Source organism: Comamonas sp. MYb69 (genome assembly GCF_037479315.1).
GTDB lineage: Bacteria > Pseudomonadota > Gammaproteobacteria > Burkholderiales > Burkholderiaceae_C > Comamonas.
This window is the reverse complement of sequence record NZ_JBBGZG010000021.1, coordinates 64,686-89,438: the sequence shown is the minus strand read 5'-3', so window position 1 is coordinate 89,438 and position 24,753 is coordinate 64,686. Positions and strand designations below refer to the sequence as shown.

At 60.8% G+C, this 24,753-nt stretch carries 26 protein-coding genes; 15 read left to right on the top strand and 11 right to left on the bottom strand.

Annotated features, from left to right (window positions below):
* The first annotated feature begins 344 nt into the window (after window positions 1-344).
* From WH303_RS22700 to WH303_RS22660, 9 genes are all read left to right on the top strand, one after another.
* Window positions 345-2,834 carry a hypothetical protein gene (locus WH303_RS22700; protein ID WP_339521204.1) on the top strand — a complete coding sequence of 830 codons (2,490 nt, stop codon included), beginning with the start codon at window positions 345-347 and terminating at the stop codon, window positions 2,832-2,834.
* A 12-nt stretch (window positions 2,835-2,846) separates the two neighbouring features.
* Entirely contained in the window at window positions 2,847-3,776 is a 930-nt protein-coding gene (locus WH303_RS22695) for a hypothetical protein (RefSeq protein WP_339521203.1), read from the top strand.
* An 81-nt stretch (window positions 3,777-3,857) separates the two neighbouring features.
* A complete protein-coding gene (locus WH303_RS22690) occupies window positions 3,858-4,895 on the top strand; it encodes a hypothetical protein (protein WP_339521202.1) in 1,038 nt (345 codons plus the stop codon).
* Between the two features lie 12 nt (window positions 4,896-4,907).
* Complete coding sequence (locus WH303_RS22685) at window positions 4,908-5,234, top strand: hypothetical protein (RefSeq protein ID WP_339521201.1); 327 nt, start codon at window positions 4,908-4,910, stop codon at window positions 5,232-5,234.
* Window position 5,235: 1 nt separating this feature from the next.
* Complete coding sequence (locus WH303_RS22680) at window positions 5,236-5,931, top strand: hypothetical protein (RefSeq protein ID WP_339521200.1); 696 nt, start codon at window positions 5,236-5,238, stop codon at window positions 5,929-5,931.
* A gap of 9 nt (window positions 5,932-5,940) precedes the next feature.
* On the top strand, window positions 5,941-6,483 hold the full coding sequence (locus WH303_RS22675) for a hypothetical protein (protein ID WP_339521199.1): 543 nt from the start codon (window positions 5,941-5,943) through the stop codon (window positions 6,481-6,483).
* Between the two features lie 64 nt (window positions 6,484-6,547).
* Window positions 6,548-6,790 carry a hypothetical protein gene (locus tag WH303_RS22670; RefSeq protein ID WP_339518875.1) on the top strand — a complete coding sequence of 81 codons (243 nt, stop codon included), beginning with the start codon at window positions 6,548-6,550 and terminating at the stop codon, window positions 6,788-6,790.
* On the top strand, window positions 6,787-7,332 hold the full coding sequence (locus WH303_RS22665) for a lysozyme (RefSeq protein WP_339521198.1): 546 nt from the start codon (window positions 6,787-6,789) through the stop codon (window positions 7,330-7,332). Before WH303_RS22670 ends, WH303_RS22665 begins: the two co-directional genes overlap by 4 nt.
* Window positions 7,329-7,862, top strand: coding sequence for a hypothetical protein (locus tag WH303_RS22660; RefSeq protein WP_339521197.1), 534 nt, complete (start codon window positions 7,329-7,331; stop codon window positions 7,860-7,862). The genes WH303_RS22665 and WH303_RS22660 overlap by 4 nt, the downstream gene beginning before the upstream one ends.
* Before the next feature lie 24 nt (window positions 7,863-7,886).
* Here the strand turns inward: WH303_RS22660 and WH303_RS22655 are convergent, their stop codons facing one another.
* The 4 genes from WH303_RS22655 to WH303_RS22640 form a co-directional block, all read right to left on the bottom strand.
* The gene (locus tag WH303_RS22655) at window positions 7,887-9,524 is read right to left on the bottom strand and encodes a DUF7933 domain-containing protein (protein WP_339521196.1); all 1,638 of its coding nucleotides are present in this window, start codon (window positions 9,522-9,524) and stop codon (window positions 7,887-7,889) included.
* Between the two features lie 277 nt (window positions 9,525-9,801).
* Window positions 9,802-10,263 (bottom strand): helix-hairpin-helix domain-containing protein, encoded by a 462-nt coding sequence (locus tag WH303_RS22650; protein WP_339521195.1) that lies wholly within the window; start codon window positions 10,261-10,263, stop codon window positions 9,802-9,804.
* A gap of 35 nt (window positions 10,264-10,298) precedes the next feature.
* Complete coding sequence (locus WH303_RS22645) at window positions 10,299-10,637, bottom strand: helix-hairpin-helix domain-containing protein (RefSeq protein ID WP_339521194.1); 339 nt, start codon at window positions 10,635-10,637, stop codon at window positions 10,299-10,301.
* Between the two features lie 137 nt (window positions 10,638-10,774).
* Window positions 10,775-12,025, bottom strand: coding sequence for a fibronectin type III domain-containing protein (locus WH303_RS22640; protein WP_339521192.1), 1,251 nt, complete (start codon window positions 12,023-12,025; stop codon window positions 10,775-10,777).
* Between the two features lie 411 nt (window positions 12,026-12,436).
* Here WH303_RS22640 and WH303_RS22635 point away from each other — a divergent pair, with 411 nt between their 5' ends.
* A complete protein-coding gene (locus WH303_RS22635) occupies window positions 12,437-12,601 on the top strand; it encodes a hypothetical protein (protein ID WP_339521191.1) in 165 nt (54 codons plus the stop codon).
* Window positions 12,602-13,252: 651 nt separating this feature from the next.
* Here WH303_RS22635 and WH303_RS22630 read toward each other — a convergent pair.
* Window positions 13,253-13,765, bottom strand: coding sequence for a zinc-ribbon domain-containing protein (locus tag WH303_RS22630; RefSeq protein ID WP_148293153.1), 513 nt, complete (start codon window positions 13,763-13,765; stop codon window positions 13,253-13,255).
* A gap of 681 nt (window positions 13,766-14,446) precedes the next feature.
* On the opposite strand from WH303_RS22630, the gene WH303_RS22625 reads away from it, so the two are divergent.
* Together WH303_RS22625 and WH303_RS22620 are read left to right on the top strand one after the other, a co-directional pair.
* Window positions 14,447-14,770, top strand: coding sequence for an FHA domain-containing protein (locus tag WH303_RS22625; protein WP_021026952.1), 324 nt, complete (start codon window positions 14,447-14,449; stop codon window positions 14,768-14,770).
* Between the two features lie 156 nt (window positions 14,771-14,926).
* The gene (locus WH303_RS22620) at window positions 14,927-15,412 is read left to right on the top strand and encodes an acyl-CoA thioesterase (RefSeq protein WP_021026951.1); all 486 of its coding nucleotides are present in this window, start codon (window positions 14,927-14,929) and stop codon (window positions 15,410-15,412) included.
* 191 nt (window positions 15,413-15,603) lie between these two features.
* Here the strand turns inward: WH303_RS22620 and WH303_RS22615 are convergent, their stop codons facing one another.
* The 3 genes from WH303_RS22615 to ybiB all read right to left on the bottom strand — a co-directional run bounded on the left by WH303_RS22615 (window position 15,604) and on the right by ybiB (window position 18,687).
* Window positions 15,604-16,788, bottom strand: a complete 1,185-nt coding sequence (locus tag WH303_RS22615) for a glycerophosphodiester phosphodiesterase family protein (RefSeq protein ID WP_339521190.1) — start codon at window positions 16,786-16,788, stop codon at window positions 15,604-15,606.
* Between the two features lie 71 nt (window positions 16,789-16,859).
* Window positions 16,860-17,756, bottom strand: a complete 897-nt coding sequence (gene cobA, locus WH303_RS22610; protein WP_339521189.1) for a uroporphyrinogen-III C-methyltransferase — start codon at window positions 17,754-17,756, stop codon at window positions 16,860-16,862.
* Window positions 17,749-18,687, bottom strand: coding sequence for a DNA-binding protein YbiB (gene ybiB / locus WH303_RS22605; protein ID WP_339521188.1), 939 nt, complete (start codon window positions 18,685-18,687; stop codon window positions 17,749-17,751). Before ybiB ends, cobA begins: the two co-directional genes overlap by 8 nt.
* Window positions 18,688-18,902: 215 nt before the next feature.
* Here ybiB and WH303_RS22600 point away from each other — a divergent pair, with 215 nt between their 5' ends.
* Together WH303_RS22600 and tsaD are read left to right on the top strand one after the other, a co-directional pair.
* Window positions 18,903-19,652 (top strand): DUF937 domain-containing protein, encoded by a 750-nt coding sequence (locus tag WH303_RS22600; protein ID WP_339521187.1) that lies wholly within the window; start codon window positions 18,903-18,905, stop codon window positions 19,650-19,652.
* A 95-nt stretch (window positions 19,653-19,747) separates the two neighbouring features.
* A complete protein-coding gene (gene tsaD / locus WH303_RS22595; protein WP_339521186.1) occupies window positions 19,748-20,815 on the top strand; it encodes a tRNA (adenosine(37)-N6)-threonylcarbamoyltransferase complex transferase subunit TsaD in 1,068 nt (355 codons plus the stop codon).
* Between the two features lie 78 nt (window positions 20,816-20,893).
* On the opposite strand, the gene WH303_RS22590 is transcribed toward tsaD, so the two are convergent.
* Window positions 20,894-21,265, bottom strand: coding sequence for an Hsp20/alpha crystallin family protein (locus WH303_RS22590; protein ID WP_339521185.1), 372 nt, complete (start codon window positions 21,263-21,265; stop codon window positions 20,894-20,896).
* Here WH303_RS22590 and WH303_RS22585 point away from each other — a divergent pair.
* Window positions 21,258-21,437 carry a hypothetical protein gene (locus tag WH303_RS22585; RefSeq protein ID WP_339521184.1) on the top strand — a complete coding sequence of 60 codons (180 nt, stop codon included), beginning with the start codon at window positions 21,258-21,260 and terminating at the stop codon, window positions 21,435-21,437. The two genes, WH303_RS22590 and WH303_RS22585, sit on opposite strands and share 8 nt — an antisense overlap.
* On the opposite strand, the gene mltB is transcribed toward WH303_RS22585, so the two are convergent.
* Window positions 21,424-22,653 (bottom strand): lytic murein transglycosylase B, encoded by a 1,230-nt coding sequence (mltB, locus tag WH303_RS22580; protein ID WP_339521183.1) that lies wholly within the window; start codon window positions 22,651-22,653, stop codon window positions 21,424-21,426. The genes WH303_RS22585 and mltB overlap by 14 nt on opposite strands.
* A 6-nt stretch (window positions 22,654-22,659) precedes the next feature.
* On the bottom strand, window positions 22,660-24,744 hold the full coding sequence (locus WH303_RS22575; RefSeq protein ID WP_339521182.1) for a transglutaminase family protein: 2,085 nt from the start codon (window positions 24,742-24,744) through the stop codon (window positions 22,660-22,662).
* Window positions 24,745-24,753 lie beyond the last annotated feature (9 nt).

Here is a 24,753-nt window from a genome sequence, read left to right as displayed (position 1 = left end):
GCTTTACCATTCAGTTCGGAGACCGCATCTCCATCAACTGAAGCCCGTCCCGTTTACACAAAATATCGGACACGCCCGGATCTGAAGGTTCTGCCGGCGGCAATGTTGGGAACCTCATCAGTGCTGGATCGACTGGCTACAGCCTGTACTCCGGCCAAGGTCTTGTGGGACAGGGGTCGCGCTACTTGGCTAACTTGGTGGGGTGGGGCGGCGAAGCTGCGCCTGCAGCGGGTTACGCAGCACCTGCAGGGGCCGGCTTTGCAGAAGGTGCGGGTGGAGCGGCAATTCCAGAGGCCTCCTGGGCTTCCAGTGCTTCCCAATGGGTTGCATCTGGCGGCTGGGTCATGGCTGTGCCACTGATCGCAGCCTATCTGGGTGGCATGTTCAAGGAGGAAAAGCAGGTCGGTAGCGGCATCACTGGCGAGCTGGGCGGCGATCTCTACGGTTATCAGTTGATGCGCGAAAGCGGCAGCCTCTTTGGTGGCCCTAAGTACCGCTACCTTGTGGCGGAGAAGGAGATCGAACAGTCCAAGGCTGAGATTGAGCGCCTTAAAAAGGAGATCGCTGACAACCCTGATGACAAGCGCAACGCCTACCGTGAGCGGCGAATCCAGCAGCAATACAGCCGCTTGGAGATGCTCTCGCAGTACGACGGCGCCATCGAAGGCTCTAAGGGACCCATCAAGGTCCTGCAGGATGCGTTCCTGGGCATGCGCGAGGACACTGCCTCTCGGGCCGACAGCCTGGGGCTTGACGGCGATGCGATCCGCGCGATGCGCGTGACCCTGGGCCTGGATGAAATCCACCCGGACACGGGCGGCAAAGGACTTGAGCTGACAGGACTCACGCAAGAGGAGGCATCGGCCAAGGTCCAGCAGGCGTTGGCGCAAGCCAATGAGGAGTTGGCCCGCTCGGTGCTCGGCCACTGGGAAGAGCAGACCCGTGAAGTCACCCGCACGGTGTGGGACAACGTGGAGCTGCCCACTGACGGCGACACCCAGCAGTATGGCCGCATAGGTCGAGAAGTGACGGAGACGATCACTGAGCAGGTATTCGTGATGAGCGAATACGTGCGAACGGGTGAGACGGCAGTGCAGGCGCTCACCCGACTGTCTGACTCTCTGTACAGCGTGAATTCGGTCTTTGACATGCTTGGGCTTACGCTCATGGATACGTCGCTGGCTGGCGCTGACATGGCTTCGGACATCATTGACGCATTCGGCGGCGCTGATAAGTTCACGGCTGCGACCGGCAACTATTACGACAAGTTCTACACCGACCAAGAGAAGGTGAAGAACCAGACGCGACTGCTCAACGACCAGCTTAAAAAGCTGGGCATCGAGACCATGCCGGCCAGCCGTGAGGCGTTCAAGGAATACATCAACGGGATCGACCGCAGTACGGAAGAGGGCCAAAAGCTCTTTGCCAGCTTGCTGGGTCTCGTGGATGTGTTCGACATGATCTACACGTCGGCCGAGAACATCGCCTCGCTCAAGGGCGATCTGCAGATTCAACTGCTGCGCGCCAAGGGTAACGATGCGGAGGCAACCCGCCTGGAGCGCGCCAAGCAGATCAAGGAGCTGGAGAAGTTCAACGATCCAGAGCTGGTGAAACTGCAGGTTGAGATCTGGGACACCGAGGACAAGGCCAAGGCCGATGAGGCCGCCAAGACGCTGGCTCAGCAGAACCTGCAGGCCGCCATCTCCCGTGAAAAGGAGTATTGGAACCAGTTTGCAGCGGACGCCAAGGACGCCTTCACAAAGGCGTCCAGCTATGTGGACCTGTTCAAGGGCAGCGCCAAGTCTCTGCGTGCGAGCGTGGACGACATGGCGAACTCGCAGGCTGCGGCCGGCATGGGGTACATCGAGCAGGCGCTTGAGAACGCTCGCCGAGGTCTGGGCTTTGGTGACTACGACCAGACGCAAAGCGCGATCAACGCGGCCACGGGCGGCCTCGTCATGGACAACTACGCCACCCAGGCGGAGCTGGACTATGACAAGAAGGTTCTTGCGGGCCAGTTGGACGAGCTGGGCGAGTTCGCAGAGTTGGCCAAGACCGATGCGCAAAAGCAAATCGACCTGGCCACTTCGCAGCTCAAGCGCCTGGACGACATCCAGACCTTCTGGCAGATCTTCGGCGAAGACCAGGTAGACGCGACGCTCAGTGTTACTGATGCTGTGAACGCACTCTACAAGCTGCTCGACCCTAAGGAGCAGGAGCGAATCCGCAAGGAAGAGGCCGAGAAGGCTGGTTTGGGTGGCGGCGGGGCAAAACCCTCCACCACGCCAACTGGCGGCGGAAGCCTGGGCGGATCGGTAACTGGATCCAGCCGCGTCACTGTGGTGGGCCTCACGGCTGATGGGCGAGCCATCTTCAGCAATGGAGAAATTGGCAAGTACGCGGCTGGTGAGTATGCCTACAACAGCACCGGGTCGATGGTCAGCAATGGCTATTCGCTGGCGGAGTTCGAGAAGTACAAGGCCAGTGGCGAGTTTGAGCTTGACCCCAAGACCGGCGAGTGGCGCAAGCGGGCCTCTTTCGCAGTGGGCATCGATTATGTTCCTTACGACATGACGGCCAAGATTCACAAGGGTGAACGCATCTTCAAGGCATCGGACAACCGTGCATTGATGGAGGCGGTTCGCGGGCAGTCTCGGGGGCCGGACTCGGCAGCCGGCGCTGCGCGTGTTGAGGCAATCCTGCTGCGCGTCGAGGCTGTTGTGGTGTCGGTCAATGAGCATGCCCGCAAGCTGTCCGACAACCTGGGCCGTGTGACCAATGACGGATCGGTCATGGCCGTTGAGGTTGTGAATCGGCTTCGCATTCAACAGTAGAAAGGAAGGGACATGGCAATTGTCTTAGTCCCCATCCCCATCACCGATGCAGCGTTTCGCCCAGGCTCCGTGCCCGAGGTGGACGCTGCAGCTGGTGAGGCGGCATGGACATCGGGCCAGGTGGTGGCAGTGGGTGCGGAGCGCGTGTATCAGCGACGAGTGTGGAAGTGTGCGGTGGTCCCCACCGACGCGACCGTGCCGCCGAACATCGATCAGCGATCCTGGGAGGATATGCGGCCCAGTAACCGCTGGGCGCCTTTTGACAACGAGGTACAGACCGCAGGGGTAGGGCGCAAGGGGTCGGCCAAATATGTGCTGTTCATGCGCTTTGTCTCTGGGATTGCGGTGCACAACCCTATTGGCAACCGGCTCACCTTGACCGTTAAGGATGCGGATACCGGGGAGGACTTGAGTCCACCTATTGACCGCTCGCTGCGCGCCTCGCGTCCGTCGCTGTGGAACTACCTCTATGGGCCTAAAACGCCAGTAACCAGCTTCCGGGTGGACGGGATCACACTTCGCCCCCGGGTGCTGGTGACGCTGGAGGTGACGGGCGGTGCGACAGACGATGTAGGCGTAGGCTTCTTCTCCATTGGCTCCTGGGTAACCATGGGCCTATTCACTGGCCGGCCCGGCGTGCTGTACACGGCGCGGGCAGAGGTCGTGAATTACACGACCCGAACGGAGGGTGCTGACGGGCGATACAGGCAAGTTCCTCGGGGAAGCGCCACGAATCTGACGCTGCCCGTCGCCATCAACCCCGAGGATGCCAACCGCATCTGGTCGGCGCTGGTGCAGCTCAAGGACACGCCCGTTTCTGTGTTTGCAAGCCGGCAGGAAAAGTTTCGCTATCTCAGCTCGGTTGGTTTTGTGACCTCGGACCTTTCACCCGAGAACCAGGCCATTACCAAAGCCAATATTTTTGTGAAAGGGATTGTCTAAATGCCAACTCCAGTACCTCCCATCGATCCCCAATTGCCACCGTTCCCAGGGCCTAACACGCCTGAGTCTGCCTATGACGACATGGCGTTTGATTGGGGCACGGCCGTACCTGGCCACGGCAACCGCATTGCGGCCATTGGTCAGAACGTCTATGACAACGCTGTGGAGGCGCTGCAGAGTGCCGAAGATGCAGCAGATTTTGCGCAAGACGCAGCAGACCAGCTGGTGCTGGTGCAAACGGCTGCCAACGGCGCCTTCGCTGCCGCCAACTACAAAGGCGACTGGGTGGGCCTGTCGGGTGCCCTTGCTGTGCCCGCAACCGTGACTCATCTTGGACGCCTCTGGTATCTCAAGTCCAATCTAGCGAACGTAGCGAGCCAAACGCCAGCCCTCGGGTCTACGTACTGGGGTGAGGTGAGCCGCAATGACTTCACGGTGCTGCCATGCCCTGCAGGAAGTACCAACGCAGCAGATCGCGGCATGTACCGCATGACTGCGGCCACCTCGGTGTTGGTCCTGCCTGCTGCACCATTCCATGGGATGGTGGTTGCTGCGGTGAACGTGTCGGGCACCCTAACGCCCTACATCCAGCGCAATGGCAAGACCATCTGCGGGGATGCCGAAGACTACGTGATGAACCAGCTGGGCTGGCAGATCGTGCTGCAGTACGACTCAACCTCTGGGGACTGGCTGCGGGTGAGCGGTTTCACAGCCTTCACGCCGTTCTCGACCAATCAACCATTCAACCAGGCCAACAACTGGACTGGGGCACAGAACTTTGCTGGCGGCTTGACCTTGAACGGCAGCCCGATCATCGAGACGGGCACCAACGCCAACGGAACATTTACTAAGTTCGCCGATGGAGCGCTGCATATGACTGCAGTGGCATCCCTGAACATGACCACGCTTGCTGGCTTGACTCAGACCTTCCCGTATGCCTTCGTTGGCGACCGTCCATGGGTCGGCTTCTGCGGCATTGCTGCGCAAGCCGGTCAAGAGAACCTGCGTAACTGCGTCGCGATTTGCGGCGCGAACAACTGGCTGATCCGCACCGAAGTCACGGTGGCTGGGGTGACGGCCTACCCAATCAAGCTGATGGCCATTGGCCGCTGGGCATAACAAGGAGAACAAATGGCAAATGCAGCACAACAAGCACAGGCCCCGCTGTCCCTGGCGATCACAGGCGGGGCGTGCGACCTCTCTAAGCGCAGCTACTTTCACACGACAGTAACGGGGGCCACAGCGTTCACCTTCAACAATCGGCCGGCAGACTGCATGCTGTTTGAGCTGGAGGTGAATCTGACATCCGGAACCTTGACCTGGCCGGCGAATGTGCGCTGGGTGGGTGGTACGGCTCCGCAGAGCCTGCAAACGGGCAAGATCCATATCTTCCAGTTCCGCCGTCCACAGTCAACCGGGGCTGACCAGTGGCTGGGCTCCTACCTGCCGAACTACTGATATGGCATACCGACCACCACTTATCAAAGGCCCGGTGTTTATCACCATCGCGGCCAGCGTCAGGAGCCCGGATATCCGGGCTCTTGCTATTTCTGCGGGTTGGGTTGGCTATGAGCCGCTGTACTGCACCATCAATGCTGGTGTGGATGTGGCAACGCTCACTGTGGCTGACATTCCAGATTACCTGCTCACCATAGTGAACAGGGGGCGCATTGGAGGAACCACCAACAGTGGTACTGGCATGGTTGCCGCCATCAAATTCAACCTGGACAACGCCGGCGGGACGATCTTCGGCGGCGGCGGACTGGGTGGAACCGGCCAGACGGTGACCATCTTCCGAGGCACCGGGTATTCGGCTACGGGTAGCGGCGGATCTGGGGGCAACGGAGCTGGCTTTACTGCTGCCAATCCCCCTGCCTTTCTGTCTTCGCAGGCAGGCGGCAATGGCGGCTCCCAGTCTGTTGGCGGGCCTGTAATCGGCGGCTCCTCGTCAGGGGTAGCCAGTGGCGGGCGTGGCGGGACTGGCGGCGCCATCGGCATGAACGGCGAGGGCGGGTACGACGGAAGCACCAGTGGGTCCTTTGAATCGCAGAACCGCACTGGCCCTTCCAGTGGCTCACTGGCAGGCTACGCCATCGACGGCATTGCAAACGTGAACATTGTGGCCGCTGGTTCGATCCTCGGCCGAACCCGATAAGGAGGGCGCATGTACTTTGACAAAGAAACCCGAGAGTTTGGCCTGAGCCCTGCGGACATCATTGCCCGGCACGCGCACAACGTGTCGTTTCCCGTGCCTTTTGAGGCGCCGGAGCGCTATGCGCTGATTACGCCATCCGATCCGCCAGAGTTCGATCCAGCCACGCATAAGGCGCTGCCAGCGGAGCCACTGGAGACGGAGGACGGCTACCTGCAGCAGTGGGAGGTAGTGCCGCTCAGTGAAGAGGAGCTGGCCCAACTGGAGGCTGAGCGCCTGGCTGCAGAGCAGGCCGCCCGGGATGCTGCGCGCGTCACGGTGACCAAGCGCCAGGCCTTGCTTGCGCTGTTCGACATGAAGGGCATCAAGAACGAAGACATTGAGGCGCAGATCAACCTGATCCCCGATGAGTTCGACCGCTACCGGGCCTTGGTGGACTGGCAGGGCTCGGCGGCCATCGAGTCGGACAGCCCCACGGTGCTACTGCTGGCGGCTGGGCTCAACTTGACCGAGGTCGATTTGCACGAGCTGTTCGGCTACGCCGAGACCTTGTAACCCTCTGCCGACAACACACAACACGACCCGCTTCGGCGGGTTTTCTTATTTCTGAGGGGTATGCATGAGCAATGCAGCAGAGAACGCGGCAATCGTGGCGGGCAAATCCGCAGCATACGGCGGCGCTGCAGGGGCCTTCGTGAGCGGGCTCACGGTGTCCGAATGGGGAGTGATCGGCGGCCTGCTGATCGGCGTACTGGGCTGGGCCTGCAGTCAATTCTGGCTGTGGCGAAAAGACCGCCGCGAAGAGCGCGAGATGGCTATCCGCATGCAACACAAGTTTGGAACAGGATGGGACGAACTATGACCGTACCAATGCCAAAGGCACCGAGCATACCGGCGTCGGTCCTGCGCAAAGGGGCTATCCCTGCTGCGCTGCTGGCCGCGCTGACCAGCCCGCTGGCCTACAACACCCTGGAGCGCTGGGAGGGCAACATCTTGCGAGTGTATGCCGACAGCCTGGCCCGAGGCCTGCCCACCTTCTGCGCCGGCCGCACGGATTGGACGGCCACGGTGGGCGACAAGCTCACGGACGACCAATGCCGGGAGGTGAACAAGACCACCCTGCTGGAGTATGGGTTTGCTGTGCTGGGCTGTGCCAACTGGGATTACCTCACCGCCAAGCGACTCATTGGCCTGACGATGTTCGCCATCAACGTGGGCAAGACGGCTGCCTGCGGCTCCCAAGCAGTGGAGAACATCAACGCTGGGCGCATAGAGCAGGGCTGCAACCTGATTGCCCGCACGCCATCCGGTGCGCCCAACTGGTCCACCGCTGACGGCAAGTTTGTGCAGGGCTTGCAGAACCGTCGCCAGGCAGAGCGCGCACTGTGCCTGGAGGAACTATGACCACCGGTGGAATTCTGCGAATTTTGGCCTGTTTTGCCCTGTTTGGCACCGGTGCGCTGGTCAACGGGTGGCGCATAAGCGGCCAGGTGGCCAAGTGCGAGGCCGAGCAGGCCCAGGGCACGGCCACCCGGTCCGAAGCCGCCCGCACCGACGAGACCAACACAGCCAAATTGGAAAGCAAGCATGCCCAAGACACGATCTACAACGCCGACCGCCTGGCGGCTATCTATACCGGCATTGCTGATGTGCAGCGCCGTGAGCTTGCTTATGCTGAGCGGCTGCAGCGCGGCACCGAAGGAAGAGCCGCCACTTATCGCGCGCAAGCCCAAGCCGACGCAGCTGCCCGCGACGATCTTGCAGATAAAACCGCAGCCCTCGACAGAAAGCTTGCAGAAGGGATCGAAGTGGTCGCAATCCTCGGGAGCGATCTTAGGCGACGAGACGCCGAAGTAGCCGCGCTGTGCGACCAGGTGAACATCGAGCGCCGGTTGAGCGGTGACGACAGCGACCAGGCCTGCGGCGGGCGTTAAAAAACCGCCCGGAGGCGGTTGGACTTATTGCTTGCGGCGTCTAGAGAACCCAACTAACCCTGCCACGAACATTATGGGGGACAAGGACAGTAAGCTTATCAGTCCCAATGTGGGCACTGGTGTTGGGGCACCAGGAGGCATTACTTCGTCATCATTTCGAATCTCAACGCTATCGCTTCTGACACCAACGGTATACGAGGCAGAGTCCAAAATTGACAGGGTTGCAGTCACATCGCCATCACCCGCCACTGAGTTGGCTACAGCTTCGATCATACAACTGGCATTTGTACTGCCTGCGGGTATAACAATAGCATTTTGACATGTGCTCGTATAGCGGGGATTTCCGACTGGCGGCTGCAGATTTACAATCAAATCCGCTGATTGAGATACATTAACCGTAATTGCGCAGGATGAGATTTGGCCTGGCGCATCTAAAAGAATGTTTGGCGTGCAGCTCACAGACACCTGGGGAGGAACTGGAGGAGCAGGGCAGGCCAGCGTGGCTTGTGCATTGATGCCGGCCGTAGTGGTGCTACCCACGGTGAAGTCCATACCATCAACAATAGTGTTTGTAACAGGCGATCCTGAGCACTGGGCAGCAGCCGCTGCAGGCCACTGGACCTCCAACTGAAGCTCGCAACCCGCAGCGGGAAGAACTCCGTTAGTTAGCTGAATTTGATTGCTGCCTACGCTAGCGACTAATGTCCCCCCGCAGGTGTTCGAAATAACTCCTCCAGTACCCATGACGACTGGCGTCGGCAAATTATCCGTGACATTCAGCCCATTTATAGGACTTATTCCATTGCCAGTTACATTGATTGTTAATGTTGTCGACTGACCTAGATTGATTTGGGGTGCTCCAAAACTCTTATTAATGCTTGGGGGGGTGGCTGGAATGTCATCTGAAGTGATAATCAAATTATCGAATACGATATAGGTCAAGTTGTCAATTACTGTACCTACGATTGCCAGCCGGTCACCGGCGCTAAAGCTACTTGTGTCAACTGAAAACTGGTGCGTTGCCCAGTCTGCAGCGTATCGAGAATAGGTTGCATCTTTTATGATGTTTACCGATCCGGACTCGGGGAGCGGAGTCTGAGTGACGCCAGAGATCACCACGTTAGCTGGATTTGCCGGAGAGCCGACGGCAGTGACGGCGCCAGCCGCGAGGCTAAAGCTGCTTCCTGACGGAATGCGGAAAAATCGCAGGCCCATCTGAACACTTGTCGCTGTACCTGGATAGTTTGTAGGCACTGCTATACCGTCGAGATTGCCCGGTGTCACATGGGCAAGGTCAAGCTGGCCGTTGAGGAATGGCTTTCCCTGAGGGTCAAATGCAATTGCCCACGACTCAACGGTAGCCCCATTGCGAGCGAATCCGCCAGAATAAGGAGTGGCTGTACCTTCTGGATCTGTGTTTAGTGCTGTGTTCCAGCAAACACGATCAGCAGTTCCAACCTGTGTGAATGTTGCTGAGCCAATCTGCCCTGATCCGTTGTAGTCGCTTGATAAGCTACTGTCCGACCCTGACCCACCCCAAGCGGTGCAGGATGTTGTGGCTGGGCTGTTGAAATTTTGGGCGTAGAGCGTAGTCGTCTGCGAATAAGCTCCAGCAGACAACAGCAGCGGAAGTAACGCTAGAGCTCTGTGAAGTTTGGCCATGGATTCCCTCGTTAGGTTTAATGTTTGCCAATCATCTCTTAAATCATCAGCTTCCTAGTCAGGGAAAACACAACCATTGCAAACTTTCAAGCAGCTTTGCTAAGCTTATAGGTATCTTCTAATTTTTGAGAGTGCGTCTCATGATCAGCTTCACTCTCATCACTCTTACGTCCCGATCGGTGCGCCCTGGGAGTGAAATGAAAACGTTACATGTTGTCTATTCAATATAGAAAGAGCCTCCCCTGCGCCACTACGGCACTGAACTGACCCCCAGAAGTTAGGCAGCGTCGTCCACTGCCGCCTCCCTCTTGCCGCGCGGGATCTCGTAGTGTTGACCTGGAAAGAAGGCTCTCTCGATCTCGCGAAGCCTGTTCACTCCAAGACCTCTGATCGTGAGAAGCTCAGCCGGCCCCACCGCCTTCAGCTCCTCAGGAGTAGTGATTCCAGCATCGAACAGGACCTTGACTGTCGCTGGGTCGAGGGCTCCGTTAAGAGATGAGCCGCGGATGTGCCGCACTGGTGCATAGACCCGCGCCGGTGTAAATGCCTTGCCTGGGAAGAACGCTTTCTCAATCGTTCGGAAGCGGAACATGCCCAGGCCCCACATCTTTACGAGCTGATGCGGATAGGCCATGCGCAACGCTTCCACCGTATGAATCCCATTCCTTTCGAGAATACGCTTCACTCGGGGTTGAAGTACGTCACCCAGGGGTGTTTCGGATTGCTGATGTTCTTGCATATTGCACGCATCATAAATTTGAACGCGGAGTCATCCTAGCTCCTGTACCCAGCTTGTGCAGACTCCCTATCTGCCCTCTGGAGTTCCATGAGCAAGCGCCATAGAGCCGGTCGGTACTTAGATTTTCCATCAAGGGTATCGCTCTTCAGATCGTCCCGGAAGTCAGGCACATAGTACTGGCCAGGGAAAAGAAGGGCTTCAATCTTCCTGAACGCACGGGGGCCTATATCGGGCATTTGGAGCAGCTCCTCTGGGTATAGCCGTCGTACCTCTTCTATGGTCTTCAGCCCGTTTCTTGCAAGGGCCCTCCAAAGTCTTGGAGGCAAAATTTCCTTCAGCGATACGCATTCTTGATCGTTTTTTTCGTGGCTCATCCAATTCATGAATAAGATCATACAAATCAGAACTAACGAACACTTACAAACCACTGTTTTTAGTTATTTGCGCAACGGAATTGAAAAGAAGATGTGACAGATGCCTATGAAAAAGCCCTCCGAAGAGGGCTCCCAGATCAGCTAGATTTCCGTCGGCGCATGAGGCCCATGGATCCGGCGACTACCCCGGTCAGGAGCAGCAGACCAACACCGCCCAGTGTCGGCACTGGTGTGGGAGTAGCCTGAACCACAGGTGCTGCAGTGATCACGATGGTAAAGGTTTGCTCAGCGACGTGGACTGCCTTCAACGCGACGCCGCCTCCCACGGTGCTGTCCGACACGCCGACCGAGAAGCTGTACGTTCCAGGTGTCGTAGGCGTTCCAGAGACTACACCGGTAGCCGAATCCAGAGCCAGGCCAGGTGGCAGCTCGCCCGTCACGGAGAAGGTGTATGGAGGCAGGCCGCCTGTTACCTGCAGAGGTTGAGAATATGCCGCTGCAACGACACCGCCTGCGAGCGTGATATTCGGACCTGCACCCACAAACATCACGTCTGCGAGTGGAATAGCTTCTGCACTTTCGGGTGACGGAGCGCTGTCGCCAATTGCGTTGGTTGCCACGACCGTGAATTTGTAGGGCGTACCATTGGTCAAGCCGGTGATCGTGCAAGAAGTTGCTGGCTCGGTGGCTGGGGCCACGATCTCGGTTGTGCATGAGCCGCCAGGCACGCCCGTCACGGTGTATTTCGTGATGGGCGAGCCGTTGTCATTTGGGGGAGTCCAGCTCAATGTTACCGATCCGTTGCCAGTTGTCGCAATGGCGGCGAGTGGGGCATCGGGCGCGGGCAAGCCCAGAAGTTCCAGTGCTACAGTGTAATCAATCGGGCCCCATGTGCCTTCAGAGGTTCGAGCACTCGCCACAAAACTCAATAACCCTGTTGGGTTTGAAGCGTTCATCGTCCAACCAGTTGGGCAATATTCTGCGGTAGTAGGCGAGCTAGCTACGATCCAGTACGTAGTTTGAGGCGCAAAGGTAATTGGTGTTGGTGGGGTAAGCACATAGTCACCATACATAGGCAATTCCGGCATTCCGGTCGCAAGGCCCAGATCAGCAATGGGGCTACCAGGTTTGCCTGCATCATCGCTATAAACAGTGAAAGCGACGTCGACAGTCGGATTCACCCTATGTAGTTTTACTTTTGCGCGGTCGATTTGATAAGCAGTGTCCGAGGTGTTTCTTGTGCCGACTGCCACCATTCCGCTGGTGCCGATGCAGGGGCCGCCGGAGTCTTCTGCGGGGTACGTCGAATAGAAAACAGTCTGTGCGTGAGAGCTTGCCGCTCCCAAGGTTGTGAGGAGCAATGCTCCCATAGCTAGTTTCTTGATCATTCTCTTCCTCAGGTCGCTTAGGTTTGGACGAGAATGTGGCCTGTCTGTGTCTAATTGTCAATAACTGTAATTAGTTATAGGGAAAACCCTCTTGTGCCTTGAGCGTAGGCGTAAAAAAGCCCGCTTCTGAGGGCTGTTGGGTGGAAGGGGTGACTTATCCGCAGTGTTGCGGGAATGGACGTGCGCCACCGGACTAGCGCGGCAGACGCCTCGCTCTGGTGCCGCACCGGAGCGGCGCAACCCTAGCCACCGGGCCGCGCCCGAGCGCCAGGTCTGTGCGTCAAGGGTGTTGCGAAATTGGGCCGCAGAAGAAAAGCAGTGTGTCTTGTGACACTGAGGCTTTCAACAACTGGACGCAACATGAGAAACAATAAAGGCCGGAACTCAGACCCTTCACCCCGGATTCAAGAAATGACCAAGGATCCTCAGCAGCGCAAAAGATTGCAAGAGCAGCTAAAAGATCCAGGTTTAAGCATGGAATTTAGGCAGAAGATTTTAAAGGTGCTACAAGAGCCGCATTCGATAGTCGCAGGCAGCAAACCTCAGACGGAATCAAGGTCGATTGCTGCGTTGTAATGGCCATGAGGTCTGGGGATTTTTTTGGGGAGTTTTGGGGAATTCGGGGGGATCGCTTAGCCTGCTCATACCGCTACTAAATACCCTTGAGTCCCCGCGCGAGTGGGTATGTATAGGTTCGAGCCCCATCAGCCACCCCAAATTGAAACCCTTGCAAGTGAATAGCCTGCAAGGGTTTTTCAATTTCTGCTCGCGCCTTGCTTCTGCTGCTGGACAGTTGCAGTTTTGGGCCATAAAGCGCTCGAGTTTGGCCTGTTCCAGGCTCCCGTGCTCACTTGGAATAGGACGATAGAAATACCTCCACGGAATGCCCCCCATCTGTCTGCCGCGTTCGGCCAGATGCCGGCCGCGAGCTGCTCAGTAGGGCATCTCTGCCGGGGTAGGTCAGGACAAGCGGATCTTCGCTGACGTTCAGGAAGGTTTGGAAGACCAAGGGTGGGCGAAGCTGCTATGGCGGTGCGCGGGCTAAAAGGCCTGCAGGATAGGCGCCATGCGCAGCACCAATGCGGGCTGGGGCTGGGGTTCTCGACCAGCCACAAACACCTCAACCGGTGGACATGGAGCGCCAGCTGAACTGCGCGGGCAGTGATCAGAGATGTTCCGACCAACAAAAAAAACCGCCCGGAGGCGGTTCCCTTGGAGATTTGCAGGTCAGAAGATCGTTTTGCCATCGACTGAGAGGGAGGTCATATTCTTTTTGGTGTGGCTGACCTTGCATACGGCTGGCACGCCAACCTCAAGCCCAAGTCCATTGCGTAGACGTGTGAGCTTTGTTTGCGGCCCCCACACAAACACATATTCATCACCTGATCCAACGTTGGACACCAATGGAACCTCGGCTTTCTCTGGATCCCTGGACACCTGCTTTATCGCGTGTTGGCACAAGAATATGGCTTCGTTTGCGTTGAACTCACGCGGGGTATTGCTCGTTTTGCCCCCGCTCATGCAACTGATTGCGACAACGACAACGAATGTTCCGTAGAGGATGTACTTGAACGTTGACGGATTTTTGACCGTCTCTGCAGCCAGAGATGTGGCCGCTACTGATGGTGCTGCTACTGATGGCGCTGCTGGATTGCCCGCCACGGGCGCTCCACAATGAGGACAGCTAGACGCCTGGTCGCTAATCTGCTTGCCGCATTCGTTACAGTTAATCAATGCCATGTCATCCTGCCTCTTTTTTTGAATGGGTTGTGATCGCCACGAGATGCGCCGCGTTTAACCTGAAGATTTTACGGTGGCGGGGTGACATTCCACTGCGTGTTCGACCTATCAAAAAGGAAAAACGGCCTGAGGTGAAGGGCGATCAGCAGGCATATGCGTCATCAGCGGTCGAGTTAGGGGCAAGCGGACCTCCCTGGGATGGACAGCGCTCTCCAAATGGATAGACGCAGTGGTGTCTATTCCCTGGCGCATTTTGCTGTGGGGGTTCGATGTTCAGCGCCCGGTGCGCTTGCCAAAGCTGCCATCGACAAATGGCATAGCGGCGCCAAGCATGCGCAGCATCGCCTCATCTTCGTCGCTACTGGTTCTGGAGACTCACGCCTGAGTGCTGCCGCCACCTAGCCGGTCACAGCGGCCGCATCCCAGCCATCAAGGCGCGTTTTATGTCAGCGGGTGTGTCGTGCTGGCTGCTCGTGCCATGCCTTCTTGGCTGCAAAAAGCACGTCTTGCCAGTCGATAGAGAAAATTGATGCCCCCGGATATTCCCTAGCGCCTTGTGCTATTCATCTGGGTTGTAATTTATTATCAATCTATTCTTATAAGTCGATTGATAATTTGTTTCAGCTGCATGCTGGGATTGCGGTGCAGACCGGTGATCCGGTCGGACGAAGGAGGTGGAATATGCTGCCGGAAGTCCTCATTTTCATCACGCACAGGGTGGTGCTTCATTCGCTGATTCTGAAAAGCGGTTACACGACCTTTGGCCGAGGCGCTGGCAATGCCATCTGCCTGGACAACCCTGCGGTCAGCCGCGACCACGGCGCCTTCTACTACCGCGCGGGCGTGCTGTCGGTAGAGGACCACCACAGCATGAACGGCATCTTCGTCAATGGCATGCGCATGCGCCGCAAGGTGCTTTACTCCGGCGATTACGTCCTCATTGGCTGCTACAAGGTCTTTGTCAAGCATGGCTCGGAGCAACCGCGCAATGCCTATGCCGGATGAGTGCTGCGCGCTGGGCTGGCATTGGCATGCGCGAAGTCCCGCCGAGGCCGCAGCTTGCGTCGCGCTGCCAGAGGGGTGTGCCGCCTTTCCCGAGTGCGCTCAGGGGTTTGCCAGCGCTGCATTCCGCTGTCAGCGGCGCTGCCTACAATCGGTCCCATGCGTTTACCTCACCACCAACTCACGATGACGGTGCTGATGTCTCCGGACATGGCAAATTTCTCTGGCAATGTGCACGGCGGCGCTATTTTGCGCGAGCTCGACAACGTGGCCTACTCCTGCGCAAGCCGCTATGCGGGACGCTATGTGGTGACCTTGAGCGTGGACCAGGTGATGTTTCTGGAGCCCATCCATGTGGGCGAGCTGGTGTCGTTCTACGCCAGCGTCAATTACACGGGGACGTCATCGATGGAGATCGGCATCAAGGTGGTGGCCGAGAACATCCGTGAGCGCAGTGTGCGCCATGTCAACAGCTGCTTTTTCACGATGGTGGCGGTGGACGACCAGCGCAAGCCGGTACCCGTGCCGCCGTTGCAGCCGGAGACCGATGATGAAAAACGCCGCTGGGACGCAGCGCTGACGCGCAAGGAACTGCGCAAGGAGCTGGCACGCCGTTTTGCGCAGACAACGCGCCAGCCCGGCTGACGCCTGGCCCCACGGCCAGTATCGCTGCGAGGCGCTGGACCCGGTTTTGCCGGGCGATACGGTACGGTTCCATGGAAAAAGGCAAGGGTTGAACCTTGCCTTTTTTCCTTTCGTGGTGGGCAGCGCCACAGAGTGACTGCCTGCAGCTGGATCAGGCCATGTCAGGTCTTGATCAGCGCCGGCTGCACAACTTACCGTGCCTTGTTGGCGTCGCTGGGGCTGTCGCTGAACACGCCATCCACACCCACTTCATAGAAGAGCTTGTACTCTGCCGCCACCTTGCCCTTGAAGTCGCTGGCCAGCAGGGTGGCGTCGTTGCGGTAGGCCCAGGGGTGGACAAAGAGCTTGGCCGCGTGCGCCAGCGTGACCAGGTTGGTGGGCGGCATCATCTCGCGGTCGCGGTAGTCCCACAGACCGTCATTGTTCAGGTCATCGGGCTGGCCGTCGCTATTCTTGTCCAGGTTGCGGGCGGAGATGACGTAGGGCTTCCACGGCGAGATGCCATTGGCATAGGTCTTGATCTGGGCCAGGCCGTCGGCAGTCACCATCTGGGCGTAGGTGGTCGAGACGCCGGCCACCGTGAAGTCATAGGGCTGACCATAGGGGAGGGTCATGAGGATCTGCCCTTCGCGGCCGAGTACAGGATCGCCGTTGATCATCTGCACCAGCCGAACCTGGGTTTTGGCGCGCAAGGTCTTGAGGTGGGCGACTTCCAACGAGCGCACGATCACCGGTGCCGTTTCCTGGGTGTAGCCCGCGGCGGTGAAGGCTGCCAGCAGCTTGTCTTCCATCGCCAGGCCCAGCTGGCTGTGGTAGGTGGGGTTCAAGGTCTGCAGATAGAGGCCGACAGTCTTGCGCTGGCGCTTGGCGTAGGCGATCACATCGTTGAGCGACAGGATGCGGCCATTGTTGGCGCCGACCGGTGGCGTGGTGGATGCAGGCAGTTTGGCGCGCAGGCTTTGCAGCTCCACCAGGGTGAAGTCAGAGGCAAACCAGCCCTGGCGCGACTGCCCATCGATCAGGCGCAAGGTCCTGCGGTTGGCATAGACGCTGCGGCTGGAGACGTCGGTGATATCGGTGATGTCGGGCGAGGCCAGGGCGACCAGCTCGCCGTCCTTGCTCATCACCAGGTCGACAGCGATGAAGTTGGCATCCTGGGCGACGGCAGCATCAAAGCTCTCGGTCGTATTGGCGGCCTTGCCGTCGATGCTGCTGAGGGAAAAGCTTTGTGGTGCGTTGCCGTCGAGCGTGGGATAGGGCTTGGGATTGGGGTTGGTGCCGCCACCATCGCCAGGGCCCAATTCGGTCTTGCAGGCGGTCAGTGCGGTGATCGCCAGGGCCGCGGCGCACAGGCGCCAGGTACGTTGTCTTTGCATATGCTGGGTGCTCCTCGTCTTATGGTTGGGACGTGGAGAAACAATCTGTGCATATGTAAAGATTAATTACCTTACGCTATGGAGGTCCTGCTTTCCACGCTCGAATGGCTATCGTATCCGCAAATCTCGGAGAAATCTCGGTGGCTTGTTGGATCGATGGTACGGCTTGCCTGGGCGGCCAGTGCCACGCACTGCACCACATCGCCGACGACGATGATGCTGGGACTGGCCAGCTTGTCGCGGGCCATCGTGGCGGGCAAATGCGCCAGGTCGGTGATCGCATGGCGCTGCTGGGGCAGGCTGGCATGCTGCACGATGGCCACCGGGGTATCGCCAGGCAAGCCGCTGCCCAGACCTTGGCTGATGGCCTCGGCACTGGCCACGCCCATGTAGATCACCAGGGTCAGGCGTGCATCGTGCGCCGTGCGCGCCAGTTGCGCCCAATCGGGGCCTTGGCCGCCTGGCTTGGCATGGCCGGTGATGAACACCACGCCCTGGGCATGGTCGCGGTGGGTCAAGGGGGCGCCCAAGCTGGTCAGCGCGGCGAGCCCGGCGGTCACGCCATTGATGATGCGCGGCTCGATGCCGTGGGCGCGCAAAAACTCCACCTCTTCACCGCCCCGGCCAAAGATAAAGGGGTCGCCGCCTTTGAGCCGCACCACGTTCTCTCCGGCTTGCACTTCCTGCAGCATCAGGCGCTGGATAAAGGCCTGGGGCGTGCTCTGGCAGCCGCCGCGCTTGCCCACATGGACGATGCGGGCACTGGCGGGCGCCCACTGCAGCACGGCGTCATTGACCAGGTCGTCCACCAAGAGCACGGTGGCGCGCTGCAAGGCCTTGGCAGCAGCGATGGTGAGCAAGTCCGGGTCGCCCGGGCCGGCACCGACCAGGGTGCACTGGCCCTGGCCTGGTGAAGGCGCATAGGCTGGCGGGCGTGCGGTTAGAGAGGGCAGGCTGCTGTCAGTCATGGTGGGAGGCTTGGGGAGCGGGTTGTATTTGTTGGGCGATGGCCAGCACATGTTCCACTTGCTGGGCCAAGGCAGGGGGCACCGGCAACTGGCCGGCCAGCACGGCCTCGGTGTAGCGTGCGGTGGTGTCCGCATCGCGCTCGCTGGGCAGGCCGGGCACCTGGCTGTCGGTGCCGCTGCTGCGTGCCTGCAGCAGCTGGTGCTGGCCCGCGACAAAGCCGTCGTATTGCGGGCTTCGGCGCGGGTCGGCGCAGACCTCGCCCTCCAGCCCGCGCGAGAGCAGGGCGTTGGTCTGCAGCTCGGCCAACGTGGCCTGGAGCATCGGCAGGTATTCCGGGTGCGTGTAGCTGCCCAGCAAGACGGCCGGGCCTTGCACCGGCTGCAGCAGCTTGGCAATGCTGTGGCCCGGGTTGCGCAGGCCGATGAGCTGGCGCACGGCCAGCAGCTTGGCCAGTGCGGGCAGCAAGGTGGCGGTGTGCACCAAGGCCACTTCCGATGCGGCAATGGTGCCAGTCTGCGCGCGGGGCACTGAACCCAGGCGCTCAAACACGGCAAAGGCCGAGACGCGGCTCGCTTCGGTCTGCATGCCATGCACCAGCACCGGCAGGCCTTCGCGTGCCAGCAGCAAGGCCAGCAGCGGGGTCAGGGTGGGCAGGCGGCGCGCGCCGTTGTAGCTGGGCAGGACCACGGTGGGCAAGGCGGCGCTGCTGTGAAAGCGGGCGATGCGCGCATGGACGGCATCCCAGAGGCCGCACATCTCTTCGGCCGTTTCCCCTTTGATGCGCATGGCAATGCAAAAGGCGCCGATTTCATAGTCGCTGACCCGGCCATCGAGTATCTGCGCCATCACATCGCTGGCCTCGATGCGGCTGAGGGCCTTGGCGCCGCGTGCGCCGCGCCCGATTTCCTTGATGTAGTGCTGTATGGCCATGGCAGTAAAAAATGCGTTCACCCATTATTTTAGGTTTTATATATACGGAAGTAATAAGAAAAATCAGCCCATCCGGCATCTCGGGTATGCCAGGGCACTGCCTGCCGATAGCGCCGGTTAACGAAGATTTGCGCCCCTCTGTATTGCACTGCCATGCTGAACGTCTACTATCTGCATTCTGTGCCACGCCCTTTGGGCTTTTGAAAGGAAAGAACATGTCCGCATCTCCCTCTATGGTCGACGAGCTCCTCGCGCAACTGCAGGGCGCTCCGATCCAGCAGATGGCCCAGAGCCTGGGCCAGAGCGAGGCCCAGACCGAGCAGGCCGTGCAGGCGGCTGTGCCAATGATGCTGGGCGCGCTGGGCAATAACGCGCAAAGCGCGGGTGGCGCCAGTGCCTTGTTCGAGGCGTTGCAACGCGACCATGGCGCGGCAGGCGGTGCTGGCGCAGGCCCAGACCTGGGCGGGCTGCTGGGCTCGCTGTTGGGTGGTGGCGGTGGTGGTGCGCAAGCCGGCGGCTTGGGTGGCCTGGGCGGTCTGGGTGGCATGCTGGGCAGTGTGCTCGGTGGGGCTTTGGGCGGCGGCGCTGCTGCGGGCTCGGGTGCCGGCTCCGCATCGCCTGCGGCCCTGGATGGCGCCAGCATTCTGGGCCATATCTTTGGCGGCCAGCAAGACCAGGCCTCGGCCAATCTGGGCCAGGCCACAGGCCTGGGCGCCAATGCCGGCAACCTGCTCAAGATGCTGGCCCCGCTGGTGATGTCGTTCCTCGCGCAGCGTGTCATGTCGGGTGGCCTCAACTCCTCGCAGCTGGGCAATGCGCTGGGCCAGGAAAAAGCCCAGGTGCAGCAGCAAGGCGGCCTGGGCGGCGGCTTGCTGGGCTCGCTGCTGGACCAGAATGGCGACGGCAAACTTGATGTCGGCGACCTGATGAAAATTGGCGGCTCGCTGCTGGGCGGCAAGCGCTAAAGGCGCCGTGGCGGGGCCGGCAAACCCTGGCGGCCCGCCAGGGTAGCCCCGTCCCCGGGCGCAAAAGCGGCCCAGAGCGCCTACACTTTGGGCCCATGACTGAGCTGATATTGGGGATCGAATCCTCTTGTGATGAAACCGGCGTGGCCCTGGTGCGAACCCGTGGCCCAGGCACGGTGCCCGAACTGCTGAGCCATGCGCTCTACAGCCAGATCGAGATGCACCGCGCCTACGGCGGTGTGGTGCCTGAGCTGGCCAGCCGCGACCATATCCGCCGCGTGCTGCCGCTGACACAAAAAGTGCTGGATGACGCGGGCTGCACGCTCGCGCAGATCGATGCGATTGCCTTTACCCGTGGCCCGGGGCTAGCAGGCGCCTTGCTCGTGGGCTCAGGCGTGGCCTGCGCGATGGCGGCGGCGCTGGACAAGCCGGTGCTCGGCGTGCACCACCTTGAAGGCCATTTGCTCTCGCCGTTTTTGAGCGAAGACCCGCCCGAGTTCCCCTTTGTGGCGTTGCTGGTCTCCGGCGGCCACACGCAGCTGATGCGCGTGGACGGCGTGGGCCGCTACCAGATTCTGGGCGAGACCATCGACGACGCGGCGGGCGAGGCCTTTGACAAATCGGCCAAGCTGCTGGGCCTGCCCTACCCCGGTGGGCCCGAGCTGTCCCGCTTGGCGCAGGGCGGCGACCCGGAGGCCTTCAAGCTGCCGCGCCCGTTGCTGCACAGCGGCGATCTCGATTTCTCCTTTGCAGGCCTGAAGACAGCGGTGCTGACCCAGGCGAAAAAGCTGGGCGATGGCCTGGAGGCGCGCAAGGCGGATCTTGCCGCATCGACCCAGGCGGCCATTGTGGATGTGCTGGTGAAAAAGACCTTGAATGCCTTGAAGGAGACCGGCATGCAGCGCGTGGTAGTCGCCGGCGGCGTGGGTGCCAACCGGCTGCTGCGCGAGCAGCTCAACGACGCCTGCCGCAAGCGCGGCATTCGCGTGCACTACCCCGAGCTGCACCTGTGCACCGACAATGGCGCGATGATTGCGATGGCGGCTGCCATGCGCATCGAAGCGGGGCAGCAGCAGGCCGAGAAGGTCTATGCCTTTGACGTCAAGCCGCGCTGGCCGCTCGATGCGATCGTGCAGCGGCCGACGGCTGCGCAAGAGACATAGACGTTGATACGCTGGTGATGCGCCAGCACAGCATGCAAAAGGGGCCTCCAGGCCCCTTGTGCTTTGTGGTGGCTGCGTTTATGCAATCGCCAGGGTCTGGGTGCTGGGCTGGGTGGTGCTCAGCACCAGTGTCAGCACGCCGTTTTCCAGGCTGGCCTTGGACGCTGCGGCATCGATGCTGGCAGGCAGCTTCCAGGCGCGCTGGATGCTGCGTGGTGCGCCTTCAATGCTGGTCAGGCGCACGGTCTTGTCCTGCAGCTCGATGCGCAGCTGTCCGCGCGACAGGCCGGGCACATCGATGCCGATGCTGAACACGGAGCCGTCTTGCTGCACGGTGTCCTGGCTCGTGGTGCCCGTCGTGGTGGCTTGCAGGAAGCGCTGCAGGGCGGCATCCATCGCGGAAGGGGAGACAGCGTAGGCCGAGCGGTGCATCAGAGGGGTCATGATCATCTTCAATCCTTGTGAAACAGGGCAGCGGGTTTGCTGCTCGATGACTGATAGTTGGATGAAGAAGCCGCAATTTCAAGAGAAAATTGCTGGATTTTATTTTTGCAGTGCAGGCCTTGAAAGCCTGCGGATCACGTCCATATGTGTCGCCCGGCCAGCGATCAAGGTGCGCTGAAATTGGCCGGATCGGGCGTGCGCTGCTGGCGCGCCTTGCTGCGCAGATAGGCCTTGGCGGCCGCTTCGGCAGTCGGGGAGTTGCTGGTCTCGCTGCTCGGCTCGGGCGTGCTGGGCTCGCTGTCCGCTGCTGCGGGCGCACCGCTGCGTGCAAGTGCAATGGCCTGGCCCAGCTCGACCACCGACATCGCGTAAAAGCTCGAGAGGTTGTAGCGCGTGATGGTGTAGAAATTGGGCGTGCCCACGACGTACTGGGTTGCAGCGCTCGCGTTGGGCAGCTCGATCAGTGCCAGCGGGCCATTGTGCTGGTCGCCTGGTGCCTGGATGCGCAGGCCCAGCGCAGCCATCTCGGCGGCGCTGAAGCTCGGCTTGATATCGGGGGCCAGCAAGGTCTCCAGCTGTGCGGCCGTGCTGTTCACCTGCACATCGTAGTAGGCCGGCATGCCGCGCTGCCAGCCATGGGCGACAAAGTAGTTGGCCACCGAGCCGATCGCATCGGCCGTGCTGCCAAACAGGTTGATCTTGCCGTCGCCATCAAAATCGACCGCGTAGTTGGACCAGCTGGTCGGCATGAACTGGGGCATGCCCATGGCGCCGGCGTAGCTGCCCACCGTGTCGAAGGGGTTGCTGTCCGTGAGGTAGGCCGTGGCCAGGAACTGCTCGAGCTCGCCCCGGAAGTACTTGGCCCGGTCGGCCGCGCGCGGGTGGCTGGCGGGATAGTCAAAGGCCAGGGTGGCCAGCGCATCGACCACCGTGAAGTTGCCCATCTGCTGGCCGTAGATGGTCTCGACCCCGATGATGCCGACGATGTACTCGGCCGGCACCCCATAGGTCTGCTCGGCACGCGCGAGCGTGGCGGCGTTTTCGTTCCAGAAGCGCAGGCCGGCGCGGATGCGGATCGGCTCGACAAAGCGGCTGCGGTAGCCGCGCCAGTTCTTGACGCCAGCGGGCCCCGTGCGCGGCGTCATCAGGCGCTGCACGGTGGCATTGAAGCGGGCTTGCTTGATGCTGGCGCGCAGCCAGGCCTCGTCGATATGGCGGCGCTCGGCGACTTCGCGGACAAAGGCTTCGGCCTCGGGCCGGTTGGCATAGCTGGATGCGGTGGGGGCGGAATCAGCGCTGCGGGACTTGTTGGTGGTGTTCTTTTGTGCGTAGGCGCCCGTTGCGCACAGGCCGGCGCAAAGCAGGGCCACAGTGGTCTGAAGAATTCGGTGCATGGGGTTTTATACCTTGTTTGCCAGGGCCCGCAGGCGGGACCAGGGCAGAAGTCGTAATTGTTTGCGAAGCGCTGCCAGCTCGGCCTTGGGCGCTGCCTCGCCGGTGGCATGCGCGTAGCGCTGCCGCTCCATCGCCTTGAGCCATGGGCCAAAGGCGGGCGCCACCTCGGGTGCCTGGGCGTGCAGCATGCGGGCCAACGCGCGCGGCGTGGCCGCATGGCCCTGGGCGGCCTCGGGCAAGCCCGCCTGGCGCAGGCGTTTGCGTGCCTGGCCCAGCAGGGCCAGCCAGGGGTCTGTGCGCCTGCGCTGGTACTGCAGGGCCAGCACCCCGATGATGGCTGCTGCCAGCACCAGGCCACCCAGAATGCGCACCAGATCCATCCAGTTGGGGCTGGACAGGCCCAGCTTGCTGAGCATGTCCATTTGCTCGCGCTGGGTGTAGTTCAGCACCCACTGGTTCCAGCTGTTGTTGACCGCTTCCCAGACCGCGCGCATGCGCTGCAGCCCGTTGATGGTGGCGGCATTGCTGACGCTGATGCCCATGAAGTTGGGGGTGTTGAGGCGCTGTGCAGCGCCGACACGGCCGGGGCTTACTGCGCCTGTCGGATCAAACCGCACCCAGCCTTGTTCTTCGCCCAGCCACACTTCGGCCCAGGCATGGGCATCGGCCTGGCGCACGGTCCAGTAGCCGTCGACGCTGTTGGCTTCGCCCCCTTGGTAGCCGGTCACAATGCGTGCGGGCACGCCGGCGCTGCGCAGTGCAATCACAAAGGCGGCCGAGATATGCTCGCAAAAGCCTTCCTTGCGGTCGAACCAGAACTGGTCGGCCGCCTGGCCGGTGTAGACGCCCGGGTCCAGCGTATAGGTGTAGCCGCCGCTGCGCAGCTGCCCCAGCAGGCGCTGCACCAGTTGGGCGCTGCGGTCGGGGCGGTCGCCCACCTCGGCGCTCAGCTGCGCCACCCAGGCCTGGGTGCGCGGGTTGCTGCTAGCCGGCAGCCGGCGGTTGAAGGCCAGCTCGCGCTTGCTCGCCTGCATGCCAAACTGGTAGCGCGTGTGGCTCTCCACCGCGATGCGGGTCACCTCGGTAATGGGCCGGCTGCTGAGCCACTGCAGATCGCCGGTGCTGTAGGCGCGGCCGCGTGGCAGCACGGGCGCTTCTCGGGTCAGGTCCAGGGTCAGCAGCCAGGGCTTTTGGTGCGGCTCCAGGGTCAGCTCGTAGCGCAGCGCCTCGCCTTCGGTGCGGATGTCGGCAAACATCCGGTCATCGGGATTGCGAAAGCTGGGCGTCGCGCGCCAGGTTGTGCCATCGAAATCGGACAGCACCGGCCCACGCCAGTACAGCTGGTTGGCGGGGGGCGGCCGGTTTTGCGGTGTGTCGAACCTGACGCGAAACGCAATGCCCTCGTCCTGGGCCAGCGATGCGACCGAGCCCACGGTCATCTCCTCGGACAGGCCGGTCTTGGCCGTCGGGTTTTGGGGCACGCCCCAAAGCGGCGCCATGCGCGGAAAAAAGACAAACAGCGCCAGCGTGAGTGGCGCGCCAATGGCCACCATCTTCAGCGACAGGCCTGCCGCAAACTTGAGCGAAGGCTGGCCCACCGGCATATGCGCATGGACCAGCGCAGTGAGCAAGCCCACCAGGCCCATGGCAATGGCCAAGGCCGTCAGCAGCGACTGCGAATGCAAAAAGTTGGCAATCAGCGCAAAAAAGCCGAGGAAGAAAATGACCATCGCATCGCGCTTGGCACGCAGCTCCATGGTCTTGAGCGTCAGCAGCATGCTGACCAACGTGACGCCGGCATCGGCGCCCAAGATGGTGCGGTAGCTGAACAAGGTCAGCCCGACGACCAGCACCAGCAAGGCCAGCAGCTGCCAGCGGCCGGGCAGCGGTTTTTGCAAAAGCGCAATGCGGCCGCGCCAGGCGAGCAAGGCATAGGCGAGTGCCGAGGCCCACAGCGGCAAGGTGGCCGTCAGCGGCAACAGTATCCAGCCAACGACGGCGAGCAAAAAGAGGGTATCGCGCGCCTCGCGTGGCAGGCTGGACCAGCGGCTCGCGCCTGCGGTATGGGCAGGGTTGAAAACAGAGGGCATCGTGCTGCT